This window comes from Thalassobacillus sp. B23F22_16 (assembly GCF_043496955.1).
Lineage (GTDB): Bacteria > Bacillota > Bacilli > Bacillales > Halobacillaceae > Thalassobacillus > Thalassobacillus devorans_A.
In genome coordinates, this window is record NZ_JBIEKD010000031.1 from 12,154 (window position 1) to 32,088 (window position 19,935).

The 19,935-nt window shown below is 32.4% G+C and carries 24 protein-coding genes; 10 read left to right on the forward strand and 14 right to left on the reverse strand.

What is annotated here, in order from left to right:
- Nucleotides 1-147: 147 nt before the first annotated feature.
- Complete coding sequence (locus ACGTNI_RS17830) at nucleotides 148-1,308, forward strand: hypothetical protein (RefSeq protein WP_394463968.1); 1,161 nt, start codon at nucleotides 148-150, stop codon at nucleotides 1,306-1,308.
- A 71-nt stretch (nucleotides 1,309-1,379) separates the two neighbouring features.
- Here the strand turns inward: ACGTNI_RS17830 and ACGTNI_RS17835 are convergent, their stop codons facing one another.
- A complete protein-coding gene (locus ACGTNI_RS17835; RefSeq protein ID WP_394463969.1) occupies nucleotides 1,380-1,583 on the reverse strand; it encodes a ribbon-helix-helix domain-containing protein in 204 nt (67 codons plus the stop codon).
- Between the two features lie 149 nt (nucleotides 1,584-1,732).
- Between ACGTNI_RS17835 and ACGTNI_RS17840 the strand changes: the two genes are divergently transcribed.
- The 9 genes from ACGTNI_RS17840 (at nucleotide 1,733) to ACGTNI_RS17880 (ending at nucleotide 12,204) form a co-directional block, all read left to right on the forward strand.
- Nucleotides 1,733-1,957: a TrbC/VirB2 family protein gene (locus tag ACGTNI_RS17840; RefSeq protein WP_394463971.1), complete on the forward strand. Its 225-nt coding sequence runs from the start codon at nucleotides 1,733-1,735 to the stop codon at nucleotides 1,955-1,957.
- A gap of 36 nt (nucleotides 1,958-1,993) precedes the next feature.
- A complete protein-coding gene (locus ACGTNI_RS17845) occupies nucleotides 1,994-3,013 on the forward strand; it encodes a TraC-like domain-containing protein (protein ID WP_394463972.1) in 1,020 nt (339 codons plus the stop codon).
- 34 nt (nucleotides 3,014-3,047) lie between these two features.
- A complete protein-coding gene (locus ACGTNI_RS17850) occupies nucleotides 3,048-4,928 on the forward strand; it encodes a VirB4 family type IV secretion system protein (protein WP_394463973.1) in 1,881 nt (626 codons plus the stop codon).
- A gap of 9 nt (nucleotides 4,929-4,937) precedes the next feature.
- On the forward strand, nucleotides 4,938-6,053 hold the full coding sequence (locus ACGTNI_RS17855; RefSeq protein ID WP_394463974.1) for a lysozyme family protein: 1,116 nt from the start codon (nucleotides 4,938-4,940) through the stop codon (nucleotides 6,051-6,053).
- A 15-nt stretch (nucleotides 6,054-6,068) separates the two neighbouring features.
- Nucleotides 6,069-6,623 carry a YddI family membrane protein gene (locus ACGTNI_RS17860; protein ID WP_394463975.1) on the forward strand — a complete coding sequence of 185 codons (555 nt, stop codon included), beginning with the start codon at nucleotides 6,069-6,071 and terminating at the stop codon, nucleotides 6,621-6,623.
- The gene (locus tag ACGTNI_RS17865; protein WP_394463976.1) at nucleotides 6,624-7,004 is read left to right on the forward strand and encodes a hypothetical protein; all 381 of its coding nucleotides are present in this window, start codon (nucleotides 6,624-6,626) and stop codon (nucleotides 7,002-7,004) included.
- A 244-nt stretch (nucleotides 7,005-7,248) separates the two neighbouring features.
- Nucleotides 7,249-8,439, forward strand: a complete 1,191-nt coding sequence (locus ACGTNI_RS17870; RefSeq protein ID WP_394463977.1) for a conjugal transfer protein TrbL family protein — start codon at nucleotides 7,249-7,251, stop codon at nucleotides 8,437-8,439.
- 16 nt (nucleotides 8,440-8,455) lie between these two features.
- Nucleotides 8,456-10,555 (forward strand): VirD4-like conjugal transfer protein, CD1115 family, encoded by a 2,100-nt coding sequence (locus tag ACGTNI_RS17875; RefSeq protein ID WP_394463978.1) that lies wholly within the window; start codon nucleotides 8,456-8,458, stop codon nucleotides 10,553-10,555.
- Between the two features lie 26 nt (nucleotides 10,556-10,581).
- Entirely contained in the window at nucleotides 10,582-12,204 is a 1,623-nt protein-coding gene (locus ACGTNI_RS17880) for a hypothetical protein (RefSeq protein WP_394463979.1), read from the forward strand.
- Nucleotides 12,205-12,288: 84 nt separating this feature from the next.
- On the opposite strand, the gene ACGTNI_RS17885 is transcribed toward ACGTNI_RS17880, so the two are convergent.
- From ACGTNI_RS17885 to ACGTNI_RS17945, 13 genes are all read right to left on the reverse strand, one after another.
- A complete protein-coding gene (locus ACGTNI_RS17885) occupies nucleotides 12,289-12,480 on the reverse strand; it encodes a topoisomerase DNA-binding C4 zinc finger domain-containing protein (RefSeq protein ID WP_394463996.1) in 192 nt (63 codons plus the stop codon).
- Between the two features lie 182 nt (nucleotides 12,481-12,662).
- On the reverse strand, nucleotides 12,663-13,274 hold the full coding sequence (locus ACGTNI_RS17890) for a recombinase family protein (RefSeq protein ID WP_394463980.1): 612 nt from the start codon (nucleotides 13,272-13,274) through the stop codon (nucleotides 12,663-12,665).
- 3 nt (nucleotides 13,275-13,277) lie between these two features.
- Nucleotides 13,278-13,589 carry a hypothetical protein gene (locus ACGTNI_RS17895; protein ID WP_394463981.1) on the reverse strand — a complete coding sequence of 104 codons (312 nt, stop codon included), beginning with the start codon at nucleotides 13,587-13,589 and terminating at the stop codon, nucleotides 13,278-13,280.
- A 71-nt stretch (nucleotides 13,590-13,660) separates the two neighbouring features.
- On the reverse strand, nucleotides 13,661-13,843 hold the full coding sequence (locus ACGTNI_RS17900; protein WP_394463983.1) for a hypothetical protein: 183 nt from the start codon (nucleotides 13,841-13,843) through the stop codon (nucleotides 13,661-13,663).
- Nucleotides 13,844-13,991: 148 nt separating this feature from the next.
- Nucleotides 13,992-14,609, reverse strand: coding sequence for a hypothetical protein (locus ACGTNI_RS17905; protein ID WP_394463984.1), 618 nt, complete (start codon nucleotides 14,607-14,609; stop codon nucleotides 13,992-13,994).
- Between the two features lie 243 nt (nucleotides 14,610-14,852).
- Nucleotides 14,853-15,005 carry an RH3 domain-containing protein gene (locus ACGTNI_RS17910; RefSeq protein WP_394463985.1) on the reverse strand — a complete coding sequence of 51 codons (153 nt, stop codon included), beginning with the start codon at nucleotides 15,003-15,005 and terminating at the stop codon, nucleotides 14,853-14,855.
- Nucleotides 15,006-15,017: 12 nt separating this feature from the next.
- On the reverse strand, nucleotides 15,018-15,263 hold the full coding sequence (locus ACGTNI_RS17915) for a hypothetical protein (protein WP_394463987.1): 246 nt from the start codon (nucleotides 15,261-15,263) through the stop codon (nucleotides 15,018-15,020).
- A 21-nt stretch (nucleotides 15,264-15,284) separates the two neighbouring features.
- Nucleotides 15,285-15,773, reverse strand: coding sequence for a hypothetical protein (locus tag ACGTNI_RS17920; protein WP_394463988.1), 489 nt, complete (start codon nucleotides 15,771-15,773; stop codon nucleotides 15,285-15,287).
- Nucleotides 15,774-16,279: 506 nt separating this feature from the next.
- Nucleotides 16,280-16,501 carry a hypothetical protein gene (locus ACGTNI_RS17925; protein WP_394463990.1) on the reverse strand — a complete coding sequence of 74 codons (222 nt, stop codon included), beginning with the start codon at nucleotides 16,499-16,501 and terminating at the stop codon, nucleotides 16,280-16,282.
- Between the two features lie 171 nt (nucleotides 16,502-16,672).
- The gene (locus ACGTNI_RS17930) at nucleotides 16,673-16,903 is read right to left on the reverse strand and encodes a hypothetical protein (protein ID WP_394463991.1); all 231 of its coding nucleotides are present in this window, start codon (nucleotides 16,901-16,903) and stop codon (nucleotides 16,673-16,675) included.
- Between the two features lie 978 nt (nucleotides 16,904-17,881).
- The gene (locus ACGTNI_RS17935; protein WP_394463992.1) at nucleotides 17,882-18,271 is read right to left on the reverse strand and encodes a hypothetical protein; all 390 of its coding nucleotides are present in this window, start codon (nucleotides 18,269-18,271) and stop codon (nucleotides 17,882-17,884) included.
- 14 nt (nucleotides 18,272-18,285) lie between these two features.
- The gene (locus ACGTNI_RS17940) at nucleotides 18,286-18,705 is read right to left on the reverse strand and encodes a DpnD/PcfM family protein (protein ID WP_394463993.1); all 420 of its coding nucleotides are present in this window, start codon (nucleotides 18,703-18,705) and stop codon (nucleotides 18,286-18,288) included.
- Between the two features lie 57 nt (nucleotides 18,706-18,762).
- On the reverse strand, nucleotides 18,763-19,605 hold the full coding sequence (locus ACGTNI_RS17945; RefSeq protein ID WP_394463994.1) for an ArdC family protein: 843 nt from the start codon (nucleotides 19,603-19,605) through the stop codon (nucleotides 18,763-18,765).
- Nucleotides 19,606-19,935 lie beyond the last annotated feature (330 nt).

A 19,935-nucleotide genomic window follows, 5' to 3' on the forward strand; every position in this document is an offset into this window, starting at 1 on the left:
TAGAGAAAACATATTTGTTTTTTGCTACTCATCTTATATTATAGCAAAAAAATAACATATGTAAACAAATAAACCTCTAGTTTCCCTAATTCATGATAAACCATTAAATGTGGTCTAGTGCTTAAGGGATAAATGGAGGTTTTTTAAATGAAGCAATTAAAGCGAGTTGTAATAAAAGAAGAATTAGTTGAACTAACAGGAAAGGTTAATCATGCAATTGTTTTGAATCAAATGATCTATTGGTCAGAGCGTGTCAAAGATTCGGATGATTTTATAAAAGAAGAGATGGAAAGACAAAAAACTTTTGCTAATAGCGAGAGTGAATTAAAAGAGGGTATAGAAAGTGCGTTGAAAAACGGATGGATATATAAGACGGCAGAGGAAATGGTTTCAGAGTGTATGGGAATTGCATCTCGCGCAACAATTAATAGAGTTTTTACTGACCTAGTGAAAAATGGATGGTTAGATAAAAGAAGAAACCCTTTGTATAAGTGGGATAAAACATGGCAATATCGAGTAAATCTCAAAAATGTTCAATCTGATTTACATAAAATTGGGTACTCATTAGAAGGCTACTCCATGTTGAATAAGGATGTTTTTTCTAATAATAAAGGAGATGAACAACCGAAAAATCATGATGAACAATCGAAGGCTCAAACTGAGCAATCGAGTAATCAAAGTGAGCAATCAAATGCGCAGAATGAGCTGTCGAATGAACATAGTGAGCAAGCTATACCAGAGATTACTCCAGAGATTACTCCAGAGATTACTTCAAAGAATCAAATCATAGATCAGGACATGCTATGGAATAGCTTTGAAAACATTACTCTAGCAGTCTCTCTAAAAAACCTGATTGATGAATTAAATTATCATTCAATTAATTTAAAAGACATTCAAAAATCATTTGATAAACACGCCAATCAGATTAATGAAAAAGAGTTCGGTTTTATTTTAAAAAATGTAATAACTTATTATGCAGATAAAAAACAGAAGATAAAAAACATTACCCCATTACTAAACAAGTCGATTTCTAACTATTATTCTGATAAACTAGCAAAGGAAACAAATGTTCGTAAAAGTAATGAGGTTATTCCTGATTGGTTCACTAAACAAAAGGAAGAAGAACGTAAGCAAAAAAACGAAGAGATATTAAACAAACAAATTGAAGATTACTCGAAATTCTCTGATGAACAATTAGTTGAACTTTATGATGGTCTTAAAAATTTAAAAGATGTACCTACATACTCTGAAAAATTCAATACTCTACAAAGGGAAGTTTTTAATCGTGGAAAATCTCTAAGATTTTAACCTGAATAATTTTATTGAAATAAAAAACCCATCTTAAAGATGGGTTGGTAGTTATTAAAACAATGAATTAATTATTCAGTTTCATTGCAATCTTTTCTTGTAATTACACCTGCCGATCTTTGGAACTTTAATCCGGTCGCAAGCAAGAAACGCATTGCATCTGTTCTGGTATTAAAACGGTACTCTTTTGAAAATTGGTCGATCTCTTTTAGAAAATCTTCATCTAACCTTAAGTGTACTGGCTTTAGCTCTTTTCTTTCACGATCTGACGTCATAATTACCCTACTTTCTTAGAATAAAATGGTTAATTTGTATTGTATCACAATTAATAATAGTGTATAATGTACTTATTAGATATCTTAATGATACCTTATAGATACATTTTTGCAAATAGCTTTTAGTAAATTTAGGGGGTGCATAAAGATTGTTTGAATCACTTAATAATTTGCTAGACACAGTTTTTGATGAATTTCGGTCATTAGGTATTACGATTTTCGCCATTGGTATTATTGTGATGGCAGCATTAACTGCGTTCGGTGGTGAAGAAAACAAACGCTCTTTCCAACGTGGGTTTATAGTTTGTCTTGTTGGAATTGTTGTGTTCTTTCTTGCAAAGCCGATCATTACCTTTATCAGGGATGCACTGTAATATGCGGTGCTCCCTTTTTGAAAAGGAGTTGGAATTTTGGAACAAGAAAGCACTGTATTAAAAAAACAAAGATTAAGAGAAGAAGGAAAAATCGAAATACCAATGGCGATTGACCCTGCCAGGTATTTTATAGGTAATATAAGGTGGAAAGACGTAGTATATACCGCCCCATTCGCTGTTATAACGGTTTTTTCCATTATCATTTTGAATCAATCAGGAAACCTGAATACATCAACATTCCTTTTTTCGTTCTTGCCCCCTATTATGGCATTGACTTTCTTTTGGGTAAAGCACCCGTATAGAAGAAATATCTCTTTTATAACAACAATTTGGTGGCAAATACAGTTTAAGAACTCTAAGAAAATATATGAGTTTACTAAGGAGGAAAATGAAAACATGAGCGAAGATATAAGATCTCAACTTGGTGTATTCAATATAGCTAATGATTGTATAGAAACATTGGATAATCGTCTGATTAAGGTTGTGGAAGTATCAAGCATTAATTTAACTGGATTAAGTGAAAGGGAACGTAATAGAGTTTATTCGAACTATCAAACGTTTTTAAATAATTATCCATACAGCTCTTTCCCTATACAGACTAAACAATTTTCTAAACCCATTAATTTAAACAGTTACCTTGAATGGGTAAGAGATAATGCTGAAAAAGACGAAGATAAATACAAACGAATGTTTGCAGAGAGTTATGTGGAAAAAGTAAATGATATTCAAAAATCAAAAAACATGGTAAGTAAAGCCAGGTATATCATTTTGTCTGCGAATATTAGCAGTAATAAAGAAAGAACTATTGAAAACCTAAACAGGGAATCAGAACAACTTGTATCTGGCATAGAAAATATGTTAAGTGATCGAAATAAATTGACAGCTAATGTTTTAGATAATGATAGTCTATTCCAATATGTTTACGCTTGTATTGATTATGAAAATGCTCAAATAAGACAGAGTTTGAACAGGCAAACCAATATTGATTTACCTTTCACTATGGGAAGAAGTCAATATGATGAAATGCTAAAGGATATTGAAATGACAACAAATTAAATGTCTAATTTGTTTTTAAAAAGGATGATAACATATGCTTTCAAAGATTATTAATAAATTTAAAGGAAAAAAACAAGATGGTATAAATTTTGAGATGACTGTTAGTGATGATAATCAATTAAGAGATAAGATTGCTCCAGATTCAATTGAAATTAAAGAGGATTACGTCAGAAGTGGAAGTAATTTTACACGAACCTTAGTATGTGTTGATTTTGAACCTTTGTTATCACAAGAAGATATTAGCAAACTGTCTGAACTATCGGAAACAATTACGATTGTTCAACATATGGAGATATACGATTCAGGCAAAGTTAGAACAGAATTATCACGGTCAATTGAACAAAATCGAGCTAAACTAAATGAAGAACGCTTATCAGCAAGCGTTAAAGAAGATGCAATTGCACAAATCGAATCGAACCAGATGCTGCTAAGACAATTGATACGACAAAAAGAAAGAATGTTCATGTTTCAGTTACTTGTTCATGTGGTGGCACCTTCAAAAGATGAGCTTGAGCGTGTCACGAATGTTGTTAAAAACTTTTTTGCACCAATTGGGAAACTTATTTTTCCAGTTACCAGGGCAAAAGATGCTTTTGATTCATTTCTCCCTTTAAATAAAAATAAGGTCTATGATCTAACTTATCGCCCCATGAACAGCGAAGCTGTAAGTTTTTTCTTCCCATTTCATGAGAATGAAATATTTAATGATAAGGGTATTATTCAAGGAAAAAATCTTGATACAAACAATATCATTATCGTAAATGATGAAGAATATCTTAATAAACATTCTGTGTATATTGGCACAACAGGAAGTGGTAAGTCTACTGCTATGTTCGCCAATATGATGCGTAAATATATGTTTGGAAATCGAATTATCACAATTGACCCTAAAGGTGAATTTGGTCAGGTATATGAACGGTTAGGTGGCGTGTGGGTAAAGTTTTCTCTTGAAGGTGGATCAATTATTAACCCCTTTGATTTACCTGCCCACGCCTATGATGAACAGAGTGGGGATTTGAAAGCAAAAAACCCTTTATATGATAAGATTTCTACGCTTATAACTATGTTTCAATTGATGTATGCCGACATGGATGACCTAGAGGTGGATGTTTTGTCGGAAGTAATATTAGAACTATACGGAAGAAAAAATATAACTATTGAAACAGATATTTCAAATTTAAATGCAACAGATTTTCCTTTAATGGAAGATTTATATAACCTCTTGGAAGAGAAACGAAAGACTGATGCAGAGCAATATGAAATTTTAAGGAATTTCCATCAAACATTAAGGGCATATGCAGTAGGAACTTACTCAAACGTGTTTAATGGATATACCAATGTTGATGTTAACAGTAAATTAATATCATATGATTTGTTTTCTGTTTATAACAATAAACGATTACAAAAACCACTTTATTTCTTATTATTATCATCACTACGAGATGAAATAATGAACGGTGATTTAGAACCTACACAGCTATATATTGATGAAGCACATATTATTGCTGACCCTAGAGTTACAGTGGCAATGGAATATTTATATGAAATGATGAAAGTAGTCCGATCGTTTAACTGCGGTATTACATCAGCAACACAACAAATTCAAGATTTTCTAAGCGCAAAAGACGAAAACAGAAATTATGGTGATGCAGTTATTGCTTTATCAGTACAACAACTTATTCTCCCAATGCAGCGAAAAGAAGTCATGGTTGTAAATGATGAAATGCACTATGACTTTTCAGAATCTGAAATTGACTTTCTAGAGTTTCAGGAAGTTGAAAAATCAGCAAAGGCAGGAAAGGGCTTTTTGTTCGTTGGTAGCCGAAAGGTCAAAATAGATGTTGAATTAACTGATTTAGAGAAAAAGTTATGGCTAGATAAAGATTATAGTGTATTAGAGCAAAATGTGATATGAGGTTATAAAATGAATGATAATCTTAAAAGAATCGGTGGCGTAATAGCTAGATCATTAATCTCAAAATTATCTTGGCCTATACTTTTAGTAGCTGCGCTTTTAATTATATTAGTAGTTGTTGTGGTTGCTTCAATATTATCAAGCGACATGGGGGAAAGTGGCAAGTTAGGCGGCGGAGGTAAGCAATTATCAGAAAAAGTATTACAGTGGGAAGATGATATTAAAGAATCTATTGTAGAAAATGGTTTAGACCCTGAACATTTACCTGTTTTATTAGCCATTCTTCAACAAGAATCAGGTGGTGATATGATTGCAACAAATGGAGACATTTTTCAATCAAGTGAATCAAAATGTGGTTCAATTGGATGTATCACTGACCCCTTAGAATCAATAGATCAAGCTGTTAAACATTTTAAAAATAATGTAAGCAAAGCAAAAGGAAATACAGAAGTAGCTATTGCATCTTACAACTTTGGTAATGGGTTCGCGGATTGGACACAAAAACATCATAACAATGAATGGTCAAGAGATATAGCTATTGAATTTAGTCAGCACATGATGGATAAAGTACCAGACCCGGAAAATTATACTTGTATTCGGGAGGAAGCAAAAGAATTTGGTGCTTGTTATGGAGACATTCTTTATGTACCAACGATAAAGGCATTTTTACCGAATGAAAATAACCCGGACGAAAAAGTAGATTTTGCAGGAGATTTAGTAATGCCACTAACGCAAGTTATTGTAACAAGTAATTATGGTTATCGACTATCTCCTGGTGATGGGGTAGGCTCAAGCGATCATAAAGGGATTGATTTAGGTTGCACTGGTGGTGTTACACCTATATATTCAGTCGGGGCAGGTCAAGTGATTTACAGCGAATTTAATAAGGGTGGTTATGGAAATTCCGTAATTGTGAAACATGAAGATGGCTTTTATACCCATTATGCTCACATGTCCATGCTAGATGTTGATCAAGAGGATTATGTTCAAGAGGGAACTCAACTTGGTGTTTGCGGAAGTACAGGAGATTCAACAGGTCCACATTTGCATTTTGAAACAAAAAGTGAACAATGGGGAGGTCATATGAATCCTAGAGATTTCTTGGACTTTCCTGCACAACGATAAAAAAAGGGTGAGACTATGAAGAAAATAAACTTTAGTTTAATTTTGCTAGTTTTAACTGTCATTCTCCTTGGTGTTGCAACGTTCAACGGGATAAAGAAGAATGATGCAGAAAAAGCAGTGGTTGATGAACAAAATAAAGTTAAGCAACTCCAGGAAGAAAATGAAAACCTTCAAAACCTTAGTGAAGATGAAAAAGAAAACACATTTGATAATGATATAGAGTGGTTTGTAACAAAAGTTTATACGCTTGAAAATAGAAAAGAACTATATGAGGAAATTAAAGATTCAGCAACGGAAGAAGTTTTAACAGGTTTATTCGGTGATGAACTTCCACCTGACGAGAATCAAGGGAAGGTGGGGAGCATTGACAGAGAGGTAAGTAATATCGACATATTCGGAAAATACAAAGATGATTCCCATTATAAAGCCATTGTAACCTTTGATTTAAAGATGGGCTATGAAGAACAAACAGAGACAGGTTTTACAGTTATAGAAATCAACTTAATTAAAAAAGATGAAACATGGGTGATTGACGAATTTGAGGAATACGCCAAAGGAGGGAGAAAATAAATGAGAAAAAGCAAAGTTATTTTCATAGGTTTGTTTATTTTATTGATAGTATCCGCATGTTCCCAAAGTACCGAGAAAGAAATAATCGGTACTTGGGAAAACACAGATGAAGAGGATGACTGTGATACAAATATGGATGAAAAGATAACATTTAGTGATGATGGAATGGTTGTTGGAATTGAGGGTTTTAAAGATTATAAAATAGAAGAAACAGATAATGACGATTACGATTATGCAATATTAAGTGGAGGTTACGAAGATACAGCGAGATATAGAGTAAATATTACTGACGAAGGACACTTGCAAATTGTTTACGAAGAAGATGATCTTTATGATTTTGATGACGGTATAGCATGTCATATGGAAAAAGTGAATGAGTAAATATGAAAAATATAATATGTGGAATTAGTAATTTTCAAGATAAATTTGTTGATCGATTCTTTGAACAAAAAATAGAAAATGAAAAAAGAAAGTTTGAAAGAAATCATGAGAGACCCATGGAAAATGATGAATTAGAGAAATATAAATTTAAATTATTTACAGTCTATGCCTTGATAGGTGTCGCTCTGGTAGTAACGATACTGTCAATTTTGTAGAAGGTGGCATGAAGAAAGGATGATAACAATTGCTCCGAAAGACTATGATTTTTACCCTTATTGTATCAATAATGTATATTGTTACAATGCAGCCATTAGATGCGTTAGCCGAAGAAGTCGAACCTGATTCTCTTAATCGGGGTGATTCAGAATTAAATAAATCGGGTGAAGATATTCGGGAGGAAATAGATGTTGATTCTCAAGAACTTGATACACATAATTTAAAAGAAATTGAGGATGGGAAAAAGAAGTTCTACAATGCTTATAAAGATGAATTTGATGAAATGGCAGAAACTACACCAGGCGGGCAAGTGTATGTTGATTTAATCAAAAAGTTTGATTATAACAAAGGAAGTTTTGATTGTGGTATGACAAATGTTCTTTGTCATATTACTAACGTTGTTTATGTTGCCGGAACATCAGTTATAAATTTTTTAATGGCTCCAATGGAAAAATTAGCAATTGAACCCGAAAAAATATTGCAGGATGACACATTCAATAAGTTTAAAAGTAACTTTAAAACATTTACTCAATCATTATTAGGGGTGTTTATCCTTTTTCAATTAATGAAAATCTATGTTTTTAGAATGACCAATCATGCTGATACGATTGGTGTTATGAATGAAAAGATAATAAAAATTATAATGGCAGGTGTATTCCTGTTCTCGTACGATTTATTCTTTAAATTTATTCTAACGATACAATATCGAGTGAATTACGGTATTTTCAGTTATGTGAGTAACAGTAATCAGATTTCAAACGATTTAATGTTAAAGTTTCTTTTAACACCAAATGGCTCAATCTTTGTATTGCTGATTATTTTATATGCGGTACTGTTGGCGGTTTTGTTTTTCCAAATGGCTTATACATTCGCTCTGATAGGACTATTTTACACAGTCGGTCCTGTAGCTATTGTGACAATGGTTAATGATGAATATAATATGTTTTCAATGTGGCTTAAAACAATCATAGCGAGATTTTTAACATTAGCTTTGCAAGGTTTAACGGTGATGCTTTCATTCAGTTATGCAAGTTCAATGGATGCTATTTTTTCACAAGACCCTCTAACAAGTGCATTTCAAAAGGTTATATCACTTGCTTTCTTAGTTGTCGGTATTTCATTACCTGGACTACTGAAAGAGTTTGGTAACTCTAGTGGCTCTGGGCGTGGTGCGATTAGTGCTACTCAATCCATGACAAGAGTAATTACAAGACGATAAAGAAAGGAGAATCGAAGTGAGTAAACTAAAAGACGGTTGGCTGAATTTAGTAATAATCGGAGTTGTTATATCTTTAGCAGCTTCATATTTAGTAGTATCTTATGTTTACAAATTTACGGTAGGAAATGAAATGCAGATATTTGATGCATTAAAACAACCAACTAATATATACAACTATGTAATTAATGATGAAAATTTGAAAGTAATAGTTCCTTTTATACCTATTGGTATTCTGGCGGTTTTTTTATATCTTTTAAGGAAAAACTTATTTAATCAACAATACAGTGATGCTCATGATTATGGATTACATGGTACAGCGCACTGGGAAAACCCGGATAAAATTAGGGATGGAAAGGTTCTTGCTGCTCATAAGGAAAGTACCTATAAAAAAGATTTAAAATATAATTTAACACAATTGAAAAATGGTTATATATTAGGGAAAGTACCGAACAGCAATAAATTATTAATAATGGATGAATCGGCAGATGTTAGTAACCAAAACATAGCTGTTATTGGTTCTAGTGGTTCAGCAAAATCACAATCATATGTAATCCCCAACTTAGTAAATGTAAGGGATAAATCAATTATTGTTACTGACCCTAAAGGTGAATTATATAACCTTACAGCTCAACTGAAAAAAGATCAGGGATATAAAATTTATCAAGTAGATTTTATATCGTTTATGCAGTCAAAATATAATCCATTGAGTTATGTTGAAACAACATTACAAGCTCAAAAAGTAGCCAATACAATTATAACTAACTTTGAAGGGGATGGAGGTGGCGATAATGTATTCTTTAAAAATTCAGCCACTAACATGCTTTCAGCGTTAATTATTTATGTTAAATCTGAATTTCCCCCAGAGGAAGCAAACATGGAACAGGTCGTTAATGTTTATACAAAGCATGTTCAGGATGAAGAAACATTTAACGAATGGATAAAAACCATTCCGGAAGATCACCCGGCTAGGGAAATGCTTAATTCTATTATTGATTTAACTGGAAACACTAGAGGTTCTGTTACTTCAACACTTAATAATGGTTTTAATATATTTAAGCTCCCCCAGGTTAAACAGATGACTAGAACAAGCGACTTCCATTTTCAAGATTTTGTTGATGAAAAAGCAATCCTTTATGTGAAGCTATCTATGGAAGATGATACGTTTGCACCTTTAACAAGTGTTTTCTTTAGTCAAATGATAAATATTTATTATGATGTTGCTTCACAAAGTCATGATCAAAAACTAAAAAGAAAAATTGTTTTTATGCTAGATGAATTTGCAAATATCGGTAAAATTGATAACTATTCTCGGACACTAGCAACCTGTCGTTCTCTTGGTTTATCCATGCATACGATTATACAGAATAAGTCACAGTTAGAAAAAAGAAGTATGTACGGTAGTGAGGAAACTAACGATATACTAGGAAACCATGACACGACGATTTTATTAAGGGCTAAACAAGAAGATACCGAAACAACAAAATGGATTAGTGATGCTCTTGGTCAGACAACAAAAGAGGTTAGCAAAGAATCAATATCGGTATCAAGACAAGGGAAAACAGTTTCGACTAATAAGGAACATGTCGAAAGACCATTAATGACCCCGGCAGAAATTGGCTCTCTTGAAAAGCATCAATCCATAGTGATTATTGCAGGACAGAACCCATTGTTTTTAAATAAAGCGATGCAATCAGACATATATCAAGACCTAATTTCAAAAAAAGATAGCACTGGTAATTTCGTTGCAAACTATAACAATAAACGGAGTGAACTTGGTTTTACTTCTCCGGTGATGAAAGAGGAAGTTCATGAAGTTGTTGAAGAACAAAAATTATCAGATTATCAAAAAAGCAAGTCGAAAAAGGTTGAAAATGATACTTCTAAAGGCAGTGGTGTTGAAACACATGAAAGGCTTGTTCAACAAGCCGGATTGACTAATGAGGATATACAAGAAATAAATAATGATGTAGCAGCAACTAACGAGGTTGAAGAATATAAGGAGTTACCTAGTAACATAGATGAAGTGGAGCAAGAAATAGAAAATCAAATTCATCATGGCGAGGAAATTTCGGATGGAAATAACTTTGGTGATTTGATCGAAGGAATGAAATTTTAAGATAATAACAAAAAGGATGATAACAAATGAAAATACTTAATAGGTTCGGTGAAGTACATTACGAAAAGAATGAAGCCATTGTAACAATGCCATTTAACAGGCTATCTCTTGAAGAACCAGAAATATTAGAAGAAAACTATGTTAATAAAATCAAGGAAATTGGTTATCCTGATACTTTTATTTATGCAGATCATTTCAGTTCAATTCGTGACAGACTTCAAATATCATATGATCTTGATGGATGCGTGGACTTTCATCAAATTCATAAATATAAATTAAAAGACATGATACCATTTTTGAAGTCAATGGTTGATCTGGCAAAACAGGATGTAGCAGTTTTATGGCAAAAAGAAAACATGGTTATTGATTTAACAGAACAAAGAGTAAAAGCCTTGATATTTAATTTTGAGGGTTTTAAAATCTACAAACAGGATAATGCAGTTGATGGATTAAAGGAATTAATTTTACTTGCTTTAACTAACAAAAAGAGCATCATTGCAAAACCTAAACGTGCTGACTTTATCGAAAAAACAAATGAAGTATATCAATTCAGTGATGATATTCTGGCTTGTAATACAGTTGAAGATATTGATGGAGCTATTCAAGCATATAAACGAGAAGTTGATTATCAAGCATTATTGGATGAACAGGCTAAAGCTGAAAAAAGAGAGAAAAGCAAACTTTTTGCTATAAAGGAAAAACTCACTCCTAAGAAAAAAAAGACTAATCCTGATGAACAAATGAAACAGGCTTTAAAAGAGCAAGCAGGCACGAAAGAAGGTAAAAATAAGTCGTCAGGCAACTTATTAGATAAACTAACTACCCCGACTTCTATGTTGACTATTATTGGTGTTATAGGAGTATTTGGGTTCTTGATTGCAACAACTGATTTAACCACTGGTGCATCATCAGAGGAAGATGAAGTTCAAAAGGAATTATCACAAAAAGAAGATGTGCTTGAAGCATACAGATTGTATATTTCAGGAAATGAAGAAGATATAGATAGAGCATATGCAAAGTTAGATGCAATCGGGTACTCTAATCTTCCAAAGAAAGATCAAGCAACTTTAATTGACTGGTACATTCAGCAAGAACAATATACTAAAGCAATGACATTAGAGCCAGGTAGTGATGTTAAAATAGCTGATACTATCAAGGAGAGTCATAAAGATAATCCAGATGCCATTAAATCGGAACTAGAGACATTGCAAACATCATTTGAAGATAGTGATGTATTAAAATTCGATCTGGCCAACATGGAAGATAATTATCAGGGTATGGTCGAAAGCAGCCACTTAACCAACTTTGATGAAAATAGAGCTAATCTAGCTGTTAAAGCATTTGTACTAACGAATCAAGTTGATGAATTAGATAAACTTATTGATGATTATAAAGAGAATGAAGAAAGTTATGAAATGCTGCAATCACAATATGACAGATATGTTGATCAATATACTTCCGAAAGGGAAGCATTCGAAGAACTGGAAAAACTAAATAAAAAACTTGAATCGAAAGAAAAAGATTTATCTGACGAAAAGGATAAAGATAAAAAGAAAGATTTAAAAAGCGATATTAAGGATATCAAGAAGGATATAGATAAGAAAAAAGAAGAAATTAATAAAATCAAGGAAAAGATTAAAAACGACTAATAATTGTGGTACAATGAAGGTGTTATCATCCTTTCTTGTGATTGTCACAAAAAGGATAGGCGAGCTACTTAGTGGCTCGCCATTTTATTTTGCTATATTTTCTGTGTGTTTGCACGTTGGGTAGTTAGAACAGCCCATGAATGAATTTCCTTGTTTGCTGTATCTAACAGTAAGCGTGCCATTGCAGGAAGGGCATCTTCGAGTTTTGGGTTCAATGGTCTGTCTGATTGTTTCCGGTTTAATATTAGGGCTTATCTTATTTATAAAATCAATGATGTATTGTCAGAACGCAATTTACTTGTTAAACCTGGTACATAGACCCCATCTTTAAAATGATGTTTTTGATTATAGGATTGTAAATTCTGGCTACTTTCTAGTATTAAACAACCACAAGAATTTCTTTATTTCTCTCAAAACAGTTAAACGCCCATACTGTTCTTTTGAAATATCCATCTTCTTCATGAACTTTCATCCTTTTTTATTCGGTAAATAGTGTTTCGGGAAACTTCTGTTTTTAAATGAATATCCATTACGCTCTGGCCGGACTTCAATCTATTTATAATATCATCATAAATAATTTTATCTTGTCCGGTGGCATTAGCATGGTACTTTAACGGTCTACCTTTATATTTTCCCTGTTTTTTAGCAATTTCAATACCTTCACGCTGTGCTTGTCGAATACGTTCTCTTTCTTCATCTACTAACCACGACAGCAATTCAAGAACAATATTAGATATTAACTCCCCAATTCCTTTTACATTCTTGTACTGTCTTGTATCAAGAACTCTCATATTTAAAACGACAATATCAACTTCTTTTTCTTTCGTAAGATATTCCCACTCATTCATGATTTCCTCTTTATTTCTGCCAAAACGTGAGAGATCATGAACTACTAAAACATCATTAAATCTTAATATTGAACGCATTTCGTTATAAATAGAACGGTCTTTGAAGTTTTTCCCTGATTGTTTTTCTTGGTATATTTTATCACACCCGAACTTTTTTAATTCTTGAACTTGTCTACTTAGGTTTTGCTCTTTGGAGCTAACTCTTGCATAACCAATAATCATTTTTCAACATCCTGTCCTAAGTGTAAATGTACCATCTTCAAAACATTCAACAGGTACGAAGTGAAATAAATTCATATAATCAATTCGATCATCTAATTTCTTTGTACTTAAAGCTGTTTCAATATCGTAATAAATTATATCATCATTACTATTACTATGAATTGTATAAATCTCGCCTTTTTTGAATATACCTCTGTCCTGATTGCATCTCATGTAGTAACCTTTAAAATTCATAAATTCACATTTGAACCCATTTTCAATTTGGTAAAATCCGTATTTGTTATGAACATCAAGATTTAATGTTAATTCATTCATTTGTTCTCGCTCCTTTTAAACTTCAACAGCATTACCTTTTTCATCATAAATTGATAGTTTATCAAATTGTATTAATTGGCGAATATAGAACCAATCAAAACCATAATAGCACCTATGGCTATCATGTAACGATATGTTTTTTTAATTCTTTTCGTTTTGTCGTCTTTTTTTGTTGTGTCTGTAAATGTAAATATTACTGGACCGACAATAACCCCTAGTGCGCCAATAATTATCATTGCTCTAAAAAACATCATTTTAAATTCTCCTTTTTAATCAAATTTGATTTTTCTTTTTAAAAATTGAACAACCCATAAAGAACACTTTGAATACAGTCTACTCCCGGTTTCTCATAAGTTCAATATAACTACACTCCAATTGAACAATAACCTAAAAGGTACACAATTAGTTCTCGCTGTCACATAAACTATGTGTGTCTGGAACACTTAAAGTAGCATTATAAAAACCTTTATAAAAAAATGGTTCATTATTATTTTTATTATTTTTTATATCTTCCTCTAACACTTTACCTGTGAGTGTGAATTTATTGCTATTATGCGTACATTTTATCTCTGTGTCGATACCATCTTTTAAATAACCATTCATCTGTTCAACATATATTTTTTTGTTAACTTTAAAACTAACCTCTTCGTCATAATCTATATTATAGTTTTTATTAGTTCTGTTTGATAACACATCAACTTTTTCAAGTGAGTTTCTAGGTACTTCTATTGTTGTATCAGGTAATTCATTCAGGTAATCATTAAAGTTATTGGTTACTTTTTTATTAACGTAATCCTCAGCAAATGGCACAGAAAATAAAGCCAATCCCGCAATAGCAATTGCAGTTATTAAAGACATTTCCTTGGCAAGTTCTTCTGCTTTACACTTACTTTCTAAAAAACTCCCGATCATGAATACGATTGGCACTAATGCAAAACCAATCATTATGATAATTGCAGAAAATAATAATCTATTGTTTAAGATAATATTTTCTAATGTGTTTAAATCTAAAATATCCACAATTAATATATAACCTCCTTAAATACACTGAATATCTTAGTACACTTGATATAGATTGAGTAATCAATGAAGTAAAAACGATTTCAATATATTTCAACGTATTTTTCGTTTTATTCTTGTTTGTCTTGTTTATCTAAGCAGTCATGGAAATTAAATTCACCATTATTTAAACCTCCATCATCTGTAACTATTCCACATACAGCACATTTATTATAAGCTTCATTAAACATTAAATAACTCCTTTTATTTTTCTGACTTGTTTTTAAGTAGGTATTGATCGAAAGCTTCATTCATAATATCACGCATTTCTTTTCCGGTCTTTGCAGATAATAACTTTAGTTCTCGGTGTCTGTCTGCCGATATTTTGACGTGTTTGTCATTTTCTTCTTTTCTCATAGTGAACTCCTTTTATTTTATATTTATTTTGTTTAAGCTATTACCTATAATAAAAGATAGAACAATACTAGCAAAACTAATGATCATGGCTGTACCTATACCCTTATGTGTTATAGATGTTATATCTATAAAGGGAATCACTGTTAATTCTGATGAAACGACTTGTAGCATTGCATCAAGTGAAATCATAGCGCTTAATAACCCTGTTAAAATAGCAATCACAAAACTAATTGTTAATGTAACTTTTAATGCTTTCATATTGAACACTCCTTTGGTCTTTTAATTAGTAGTTTTTTTCATAAACATTTTCTTTTTCTCTGATTGTTCCATACGTTCAAGATACATATTTAAAAAGTTATTTGTAACCTTTTGAGGAAAGTACCCTAAACGGTCTTTGATAATATTTTCTATTACCCACACTTTACGGGTAGCTGATTCATATTCATCATAAGTATAATTTTCAAGAGATTCTATTTCATTATTCATTCCCTGCTGTTCTTCTGCTTGGTGTCGCAAGAGCCTTAATTTATATACTTCTGCTCTGATTGATCGAGCTTCACGTAATAAACATAGTAAATGAATGGTTTCTAGTTTCATTAATTCTTTGGTACTTTTATATACTTCTGTGCGATCAGGATAACCCAAAAATTTCTTTGCTTGATTTAAACGTTTACCATCTTGCATTATGTGCTTATCATCTAATTCCATCTGACAAAAGTTACAATACTTATCATTGATATCACTAGCACAAAAGCCACATGTATTCATTAATTATCACTCCTATACTAAAGTCAAAACATTAAATTAAATTAGAAAATAACTTTTTTATTTGCTGTCCAATCTTGAATAGTACATACATTACATTAAAAACAATAACTGCAAGGAACTGAAAAGCTAAAGGAAAAAAAGTAAATTGACCAACAAACCAACCCGCTACCAAAATCAAAATAGACCATTTGAACATATAAATAATCATTTACATCACCCTTTTTTTATATTACGAGAGGAAATACCTCTCGTTATGTAGGTTTATTCCTCCTTTTTTCATGTTCATGATCTAAACAATCATGGCATGTAAACTGTTCATTTTTTAGACCGCCATCATCTGCCAACCTTCCACATAAAGAGCAATTTTGATAATTACCTATCATATAATCACATCCTTTTTATATTACAATTTTTGTTAGAAAATTTGCTATATCATCCAATTATATATTTATTGTAACATTTTTCAGTTAACCAGTAAACCAGTCAACCAACGAATGCAGTAATACTCAACAAGGCATTAAAATCATTGTGTACTTATTGTTATAATAAGGTTTATCGTATTTTTCACTTAATGCCATAAAAGTAGGCAAGATATATATTCTAGTTGGTTCAACGCCGTTAGAAAATCTATGATATTCGATTTCTCCTTTTACATCTGCATTATCCATTGTTTCTTGAAAACTCCAACCTTTATTTTTTAAAATAAAATCATCAATAATTATTTTCATTTTATCAATCCTTTCAAAATTATAATGGACAGTTAGCACAGTTTTCTAATAAACATTGAGCACATGGCAAGATCGTAACATTGCAACCGGGGCAAGGTTGAGCTTCAAATAAACTTTGAAGCTCCACTTCATGCTCACAGTGAGGACACCATTCCGTAACTGTATTGTTAATCAATTAGAACCCTCCTGATTTTCTACCTGTATTTCCCACAGTAAAGCATTTCTTTGTTCATCTATATATTCAATCAAAGATTCATGTTGCCTTATAACTTCTTTAATCTCTGGTACGGTCTTATCTGTTTTAATAGGTTTACCGTTTTTAACATCTTCCAGTAGCTTGTAACCTTTTCTAACAGTTTTTTCATGGTCTCTAATTTCTTTTAACATGCCTTTGACAGCCATTTTTTTAGTTCTTTCATCTTTTACTTTTCCTCTCTTTATTATTTTTTTATTAGAACATCCGAGTAGGATTTCCGAAAGGGATTATTTTTCCCATTTGCTAAGTAGAACGTTAAACACCTGCAAAAAAATGTCAATGAATCGTGGAATACCGCAACGCAGTGAAGGATATGCCGCGAAAGTCAATTGACATTTTTTTGCGGCACTCTTAACCGCAAACAGGGTTAGGCATACGGAACCTGCCCTGTTTGCGATTTAGAGTGCCAGGTGTTTATTGTTCGGATGTGCAAATGGAAAAATAATGTTAAATAAAAAGAACAGGTTCACCTGTTCTATCTGCTTGGTCTTTATTCTGTTATCTTTTGATCTTTGCAATCGTGGGAGCGTTAAGAAAAGAGCAGGAACTTACAAACCGTTATAAGTTGGCTACTTTCACGAACTTGGAAAGTGGCCAACTTTTACGATTTGTAGTTATCGGTCTTTTTAGGTCACAGCGAGATGTAATTTAATGTTAGACAAGCGTTCTTTGCTTGCTTACAGTAAATTAACAGACCCTTGCGGTTGCCCCGAAGAGTACTATTCCTTGAAGTGGTATTGCACTTAAAACACTACTCACGAAACAAAAGACAGAATAAAATATATCTTAAAGAAAAAAAGTAGGCTAAAGCCTATAAACCAACAATAACTGTTAAATAATCAAATTATCATGCTACAGGAAGGCTTAAATTTGCAAAAAGATGGGCTACTATCCATGAAACTAAAAGTAATTGCGTTTAAATCGACTTGTGCAACATCTCATTTTAATGAGATGTTGCTTTTTAATAGCATAAAAGTATTTATACTTTTATTTCCTATTCTTCACTCGAACTCATAGTTTGCTTGATGCAAACTATAAGGCAATCTCGATGATTGCCTGTTAATCAAAGTAAAAACAAGAACTTGTTTTTATAACCATGCGAAGATCTGATGGCTTTTCAGCCATCAGTCAGCAACATAATATTGTACTATGTCGGCTAGTTTTTTATCTTCAATTATTAAATCATCAACATCAAAATCATCTAGTCGGGTGAGGGCTTCAAAATCACAATGATTTAAATCTGTTACCATGTTTTCAAATGTATCATATTTGGTAAGTTCCGTTTTTTCAATGGTTTTTCCTGAAACAACTTGCTCCAATCTGTTTCTTTTAATGTTTAAAAAAACATCAATTTCTAATTCTTCATTATCCCCTAAAGTAGTATAAGCGATTTGTAAAATTCCTTCTCTTTCTAAATGCTTCATATCCTCTTTTGTATCATCTTCTGTTTGTCCGTATTCACTAATAAGAAAATCAGTCAAAACTTCTTTTAATTCATTTATATTTTTTTGCATTACTTTTTCTCTCCTTATTTAAATTCTACATCTGAAAAATCTTCATAATGTAAAACAATTTCCTCATTGTCGTATAGGTCTTGCACTTTCTTAATGGCTTCGTCCTTGGATGCAGCATTTATATTTATTGCTCTAACTAAATGCTCTGTTATGATTACTTCAAAGGAATTTGGGTTATTACATTCTTCTTCTGTTTCTGCTTTTAATTGCTTTAATGATTTGTTGAAATCTGTTTCAGTATGGTACTCAACAATCTCACAATTTAACCAGGCAAGACATGTTTCTTTATCTTTAAATTCTTCTACAAAACTGTCACCGTTTGAGTTATCAATCCCAACAAAAACACCTTTGCTCTTTAAATAAAATACTCCTAGTGGACTTCTGTTTTCGATTATTCCTTTAGCTGTTTGTTCGCTTATTTCTAATGGTTTCATTTGTTATCATCCTTTCTATTTACCCACCAGTTGACTAGTCAACTGGTGGGTAAACTTCTAATCAAATTTTACATTTAAAATATAGTCAACTGCTTTTTGTGCTTGCTGTGATGCGAAAACAATCAAGGTTTTATCATTCTTTAAAGCGTTTAACCAACTTTGGATATATGAAGCGCTGTTTTCTATGGTATGATTGTCAATGCCAGCCACTCCGCAAATCATTGAAGCCCCAAGCTCTGCAATTAATTCTTCTTTTGAATAGGTTTCACTTCCAAAACTCGCAAGCCCTTTTACCCCCTCCCTGTTTAGTCTATCCTTGTGTCCTGTGCTGTGTACCATTTCGTGGAATTTCGTGCTATAAAATTCCTCCGGCTTTTCAAAGTCTTTTAAGGGCGGTACATTAACTACATCTGTAAATGGCTGATAGTAGGCTCTGCCACTGTGATACGTGTAATCAGGGGCGTTTATATAACCATTTACGATTTTTTCTCCTTCCTCGATAGGGTCATGATTAAATTCTTTTTCTTTCCGTTTCCGTTCGATTCCTTCGGTTTGTTCGCCAACTTTAAAAACTCGATAATATCTCAACAATGGAACAGTTATTTTTTCGCCTGTTTCCTCGCCTGTTTTCTCGTCTTTTTCTTTTACCTTTGTTAATTTCCAGAAAACAACGATATGACTTTTTGCTCCTTTTTTAACCTTTCCCCCTGCTTCACTTATTTGCTTAAATGTTGCATACTCGCCACCATCTAAAAGCATAGTGTTTATTCCTCTGTATGGTTTTTGTGTTTTCCAGTTTACAGCAACGCCATTTATCCAGGGCTTTCTCCATGGAATTGTTCCTTGTTCTAGCTTTTCGATTATTTGGTTTGTAATCATTTCATAAATTTTTTTACTCATTTGTTATCATCCTTTTTGTGTTTTTGAACTTATTATTTTTTTATTGGAACATCCGAGTAGGATTTCCGAAAGGGATTATTTTTCCCATTTGCTAAGTAGAACGTTAAACACCTGCAAAAAAATGTCAATGAATCGTGGAATACCGCAACGCAGTGAAGGATATGCCGCGAAAGTCAATTGACATTTTTTTGCGGCACTCTTAACCGCAAACAGGGTTAGGCATACGGAACCTGCCCTGTTTGCGATTTAGAGTGCCAGGTGTTTATTGTTCGGATGTGCAAATGGAAAAATAATGTTAAATAAAAAGAACAGGTTCACCTGTTCTATCTG

Coding starts and splice junctions, on each gene's coding strand:
- ACGTNI_RS17855 (WP_394463974.1), top strand. CDS start 4,938: ATGAATGATAATCTTAAAAGAATCGGTGGCGTAATAGCTAGATCATTA.
- ACGTNI_RS17880 (WP_394463979.1), top strand. CDS start 10,582: ATGAAAATACTTAATAGGTTCGGTGAAGTACATTACGAAAAGAATGAA.
- ACGTNI_RS17920 (WP_394463988.1), bottom strand. CDS start 15,773: ATGAATACATGTGGCTTTTGTGCTAGTGATATCAATGATAAGTATTGT.
- ACGTNI_RS17910 (WP_394463985.1), bottom strand. CDS start 15,005: ATGAGAAAAGAAGAAAATGACAAACACGTCAAAATATCGGCAGACAGA.
- ACGTNI_RS17860 (WP_394463975.1), top strand. CDS start 6,069: ATGAAGAAAATAAACTTTAGTTTAATTTTGCTAGTTTTAACTGTCATT.
- ACGTNI_RS17900 (WP_394463983.1), bottom strand. CDS start 13,843: ATGATGTTTTTTAGAGCAATGATAATTATTGGCGCACTAGGGGTTATT.
- ACGTNI_RS17940 (WP_394463993.1), bottom strand. CDS start 18,705: ATGAAACCATTAGAAATAAGCGAACAAACAGCTAAAGGAATAATCGAA.
- ACGTNI_RS17895 (WP_394463981.1), bottom strand. CDS start 13,589: ATGAATGAATTAACATTAAATCTTGATGTTCATAACAAATACGGATTT.
- ACGTNI_RS17835 (WP_394463969.1), bottom strand. CDS start 1,583: ATGACGTCAGATCGTGAAAGAAAAGAGCTAAAGCCAGTACACTTAAGG.
- ACGTNI_RS17865 (WP_394463976.1), top strand. CDS start 6,624: ATGAGAAAAAGCAAAGTTATTTTCATAGGTTTGTTTATTTTATTGATA.
- ACGTNI_RS17925 (WP_394463990.1), bottom strand. CDS start 16,501: ATGAAAATAATTATTGATGATTTTATTTTAAAAAATAAAGGTTGGAGT.
- ACGTNI_RS17830 (WP_394463968.1), top strand. CDS start 148: ATGAAGCAATTAAAGCGAGTTGTAATAAAAGAAGAATTAGTTGAACTA.
- ACGTNI_RS17850 (WP_394463973.1), top strand. CDS start 3,048: ATGCTTTCAAAGATTATTAATAAATTTAAAGGAAAAAAACAAGATGGT.
- ACGTNI_RS17945 (WP_394463994.1), bottom strand. CDS start 19,605: ATGAGTAAAAAAATTTATGAAATGATTACAAACCAAATAATCGAAAAG.
- ACGTNI_RS17890 (WP_394463980.1), bottom strand. CDS start 13,274: ATGATTATTGGTTATGCAAGAGTTAGCTCCAAAGAGCAAAACCTAAGT.
- ACGTNI_RS17930 (WP_394463991.1), bottom strand. CDS start 16,903: ATGGCTGTCAAAGGCATGTTAAAAGAAATTAGAGACCATGAAAAAACT.
- ACGTNI_RS17915 (WP_394463987.1), bottom strand. CDS start 15,263: ATGAAAGCATTAAAAGTTACATTAACAATTAGTTTTGTGATTGCTATT.
- ACGTNI_RS17935 (WP_394463992.1), bottom strand. CDS start 18,271: ATGCAAAAAAATATAAATGAATTAAAAGAAGTTTTGACTGATTTTCTT.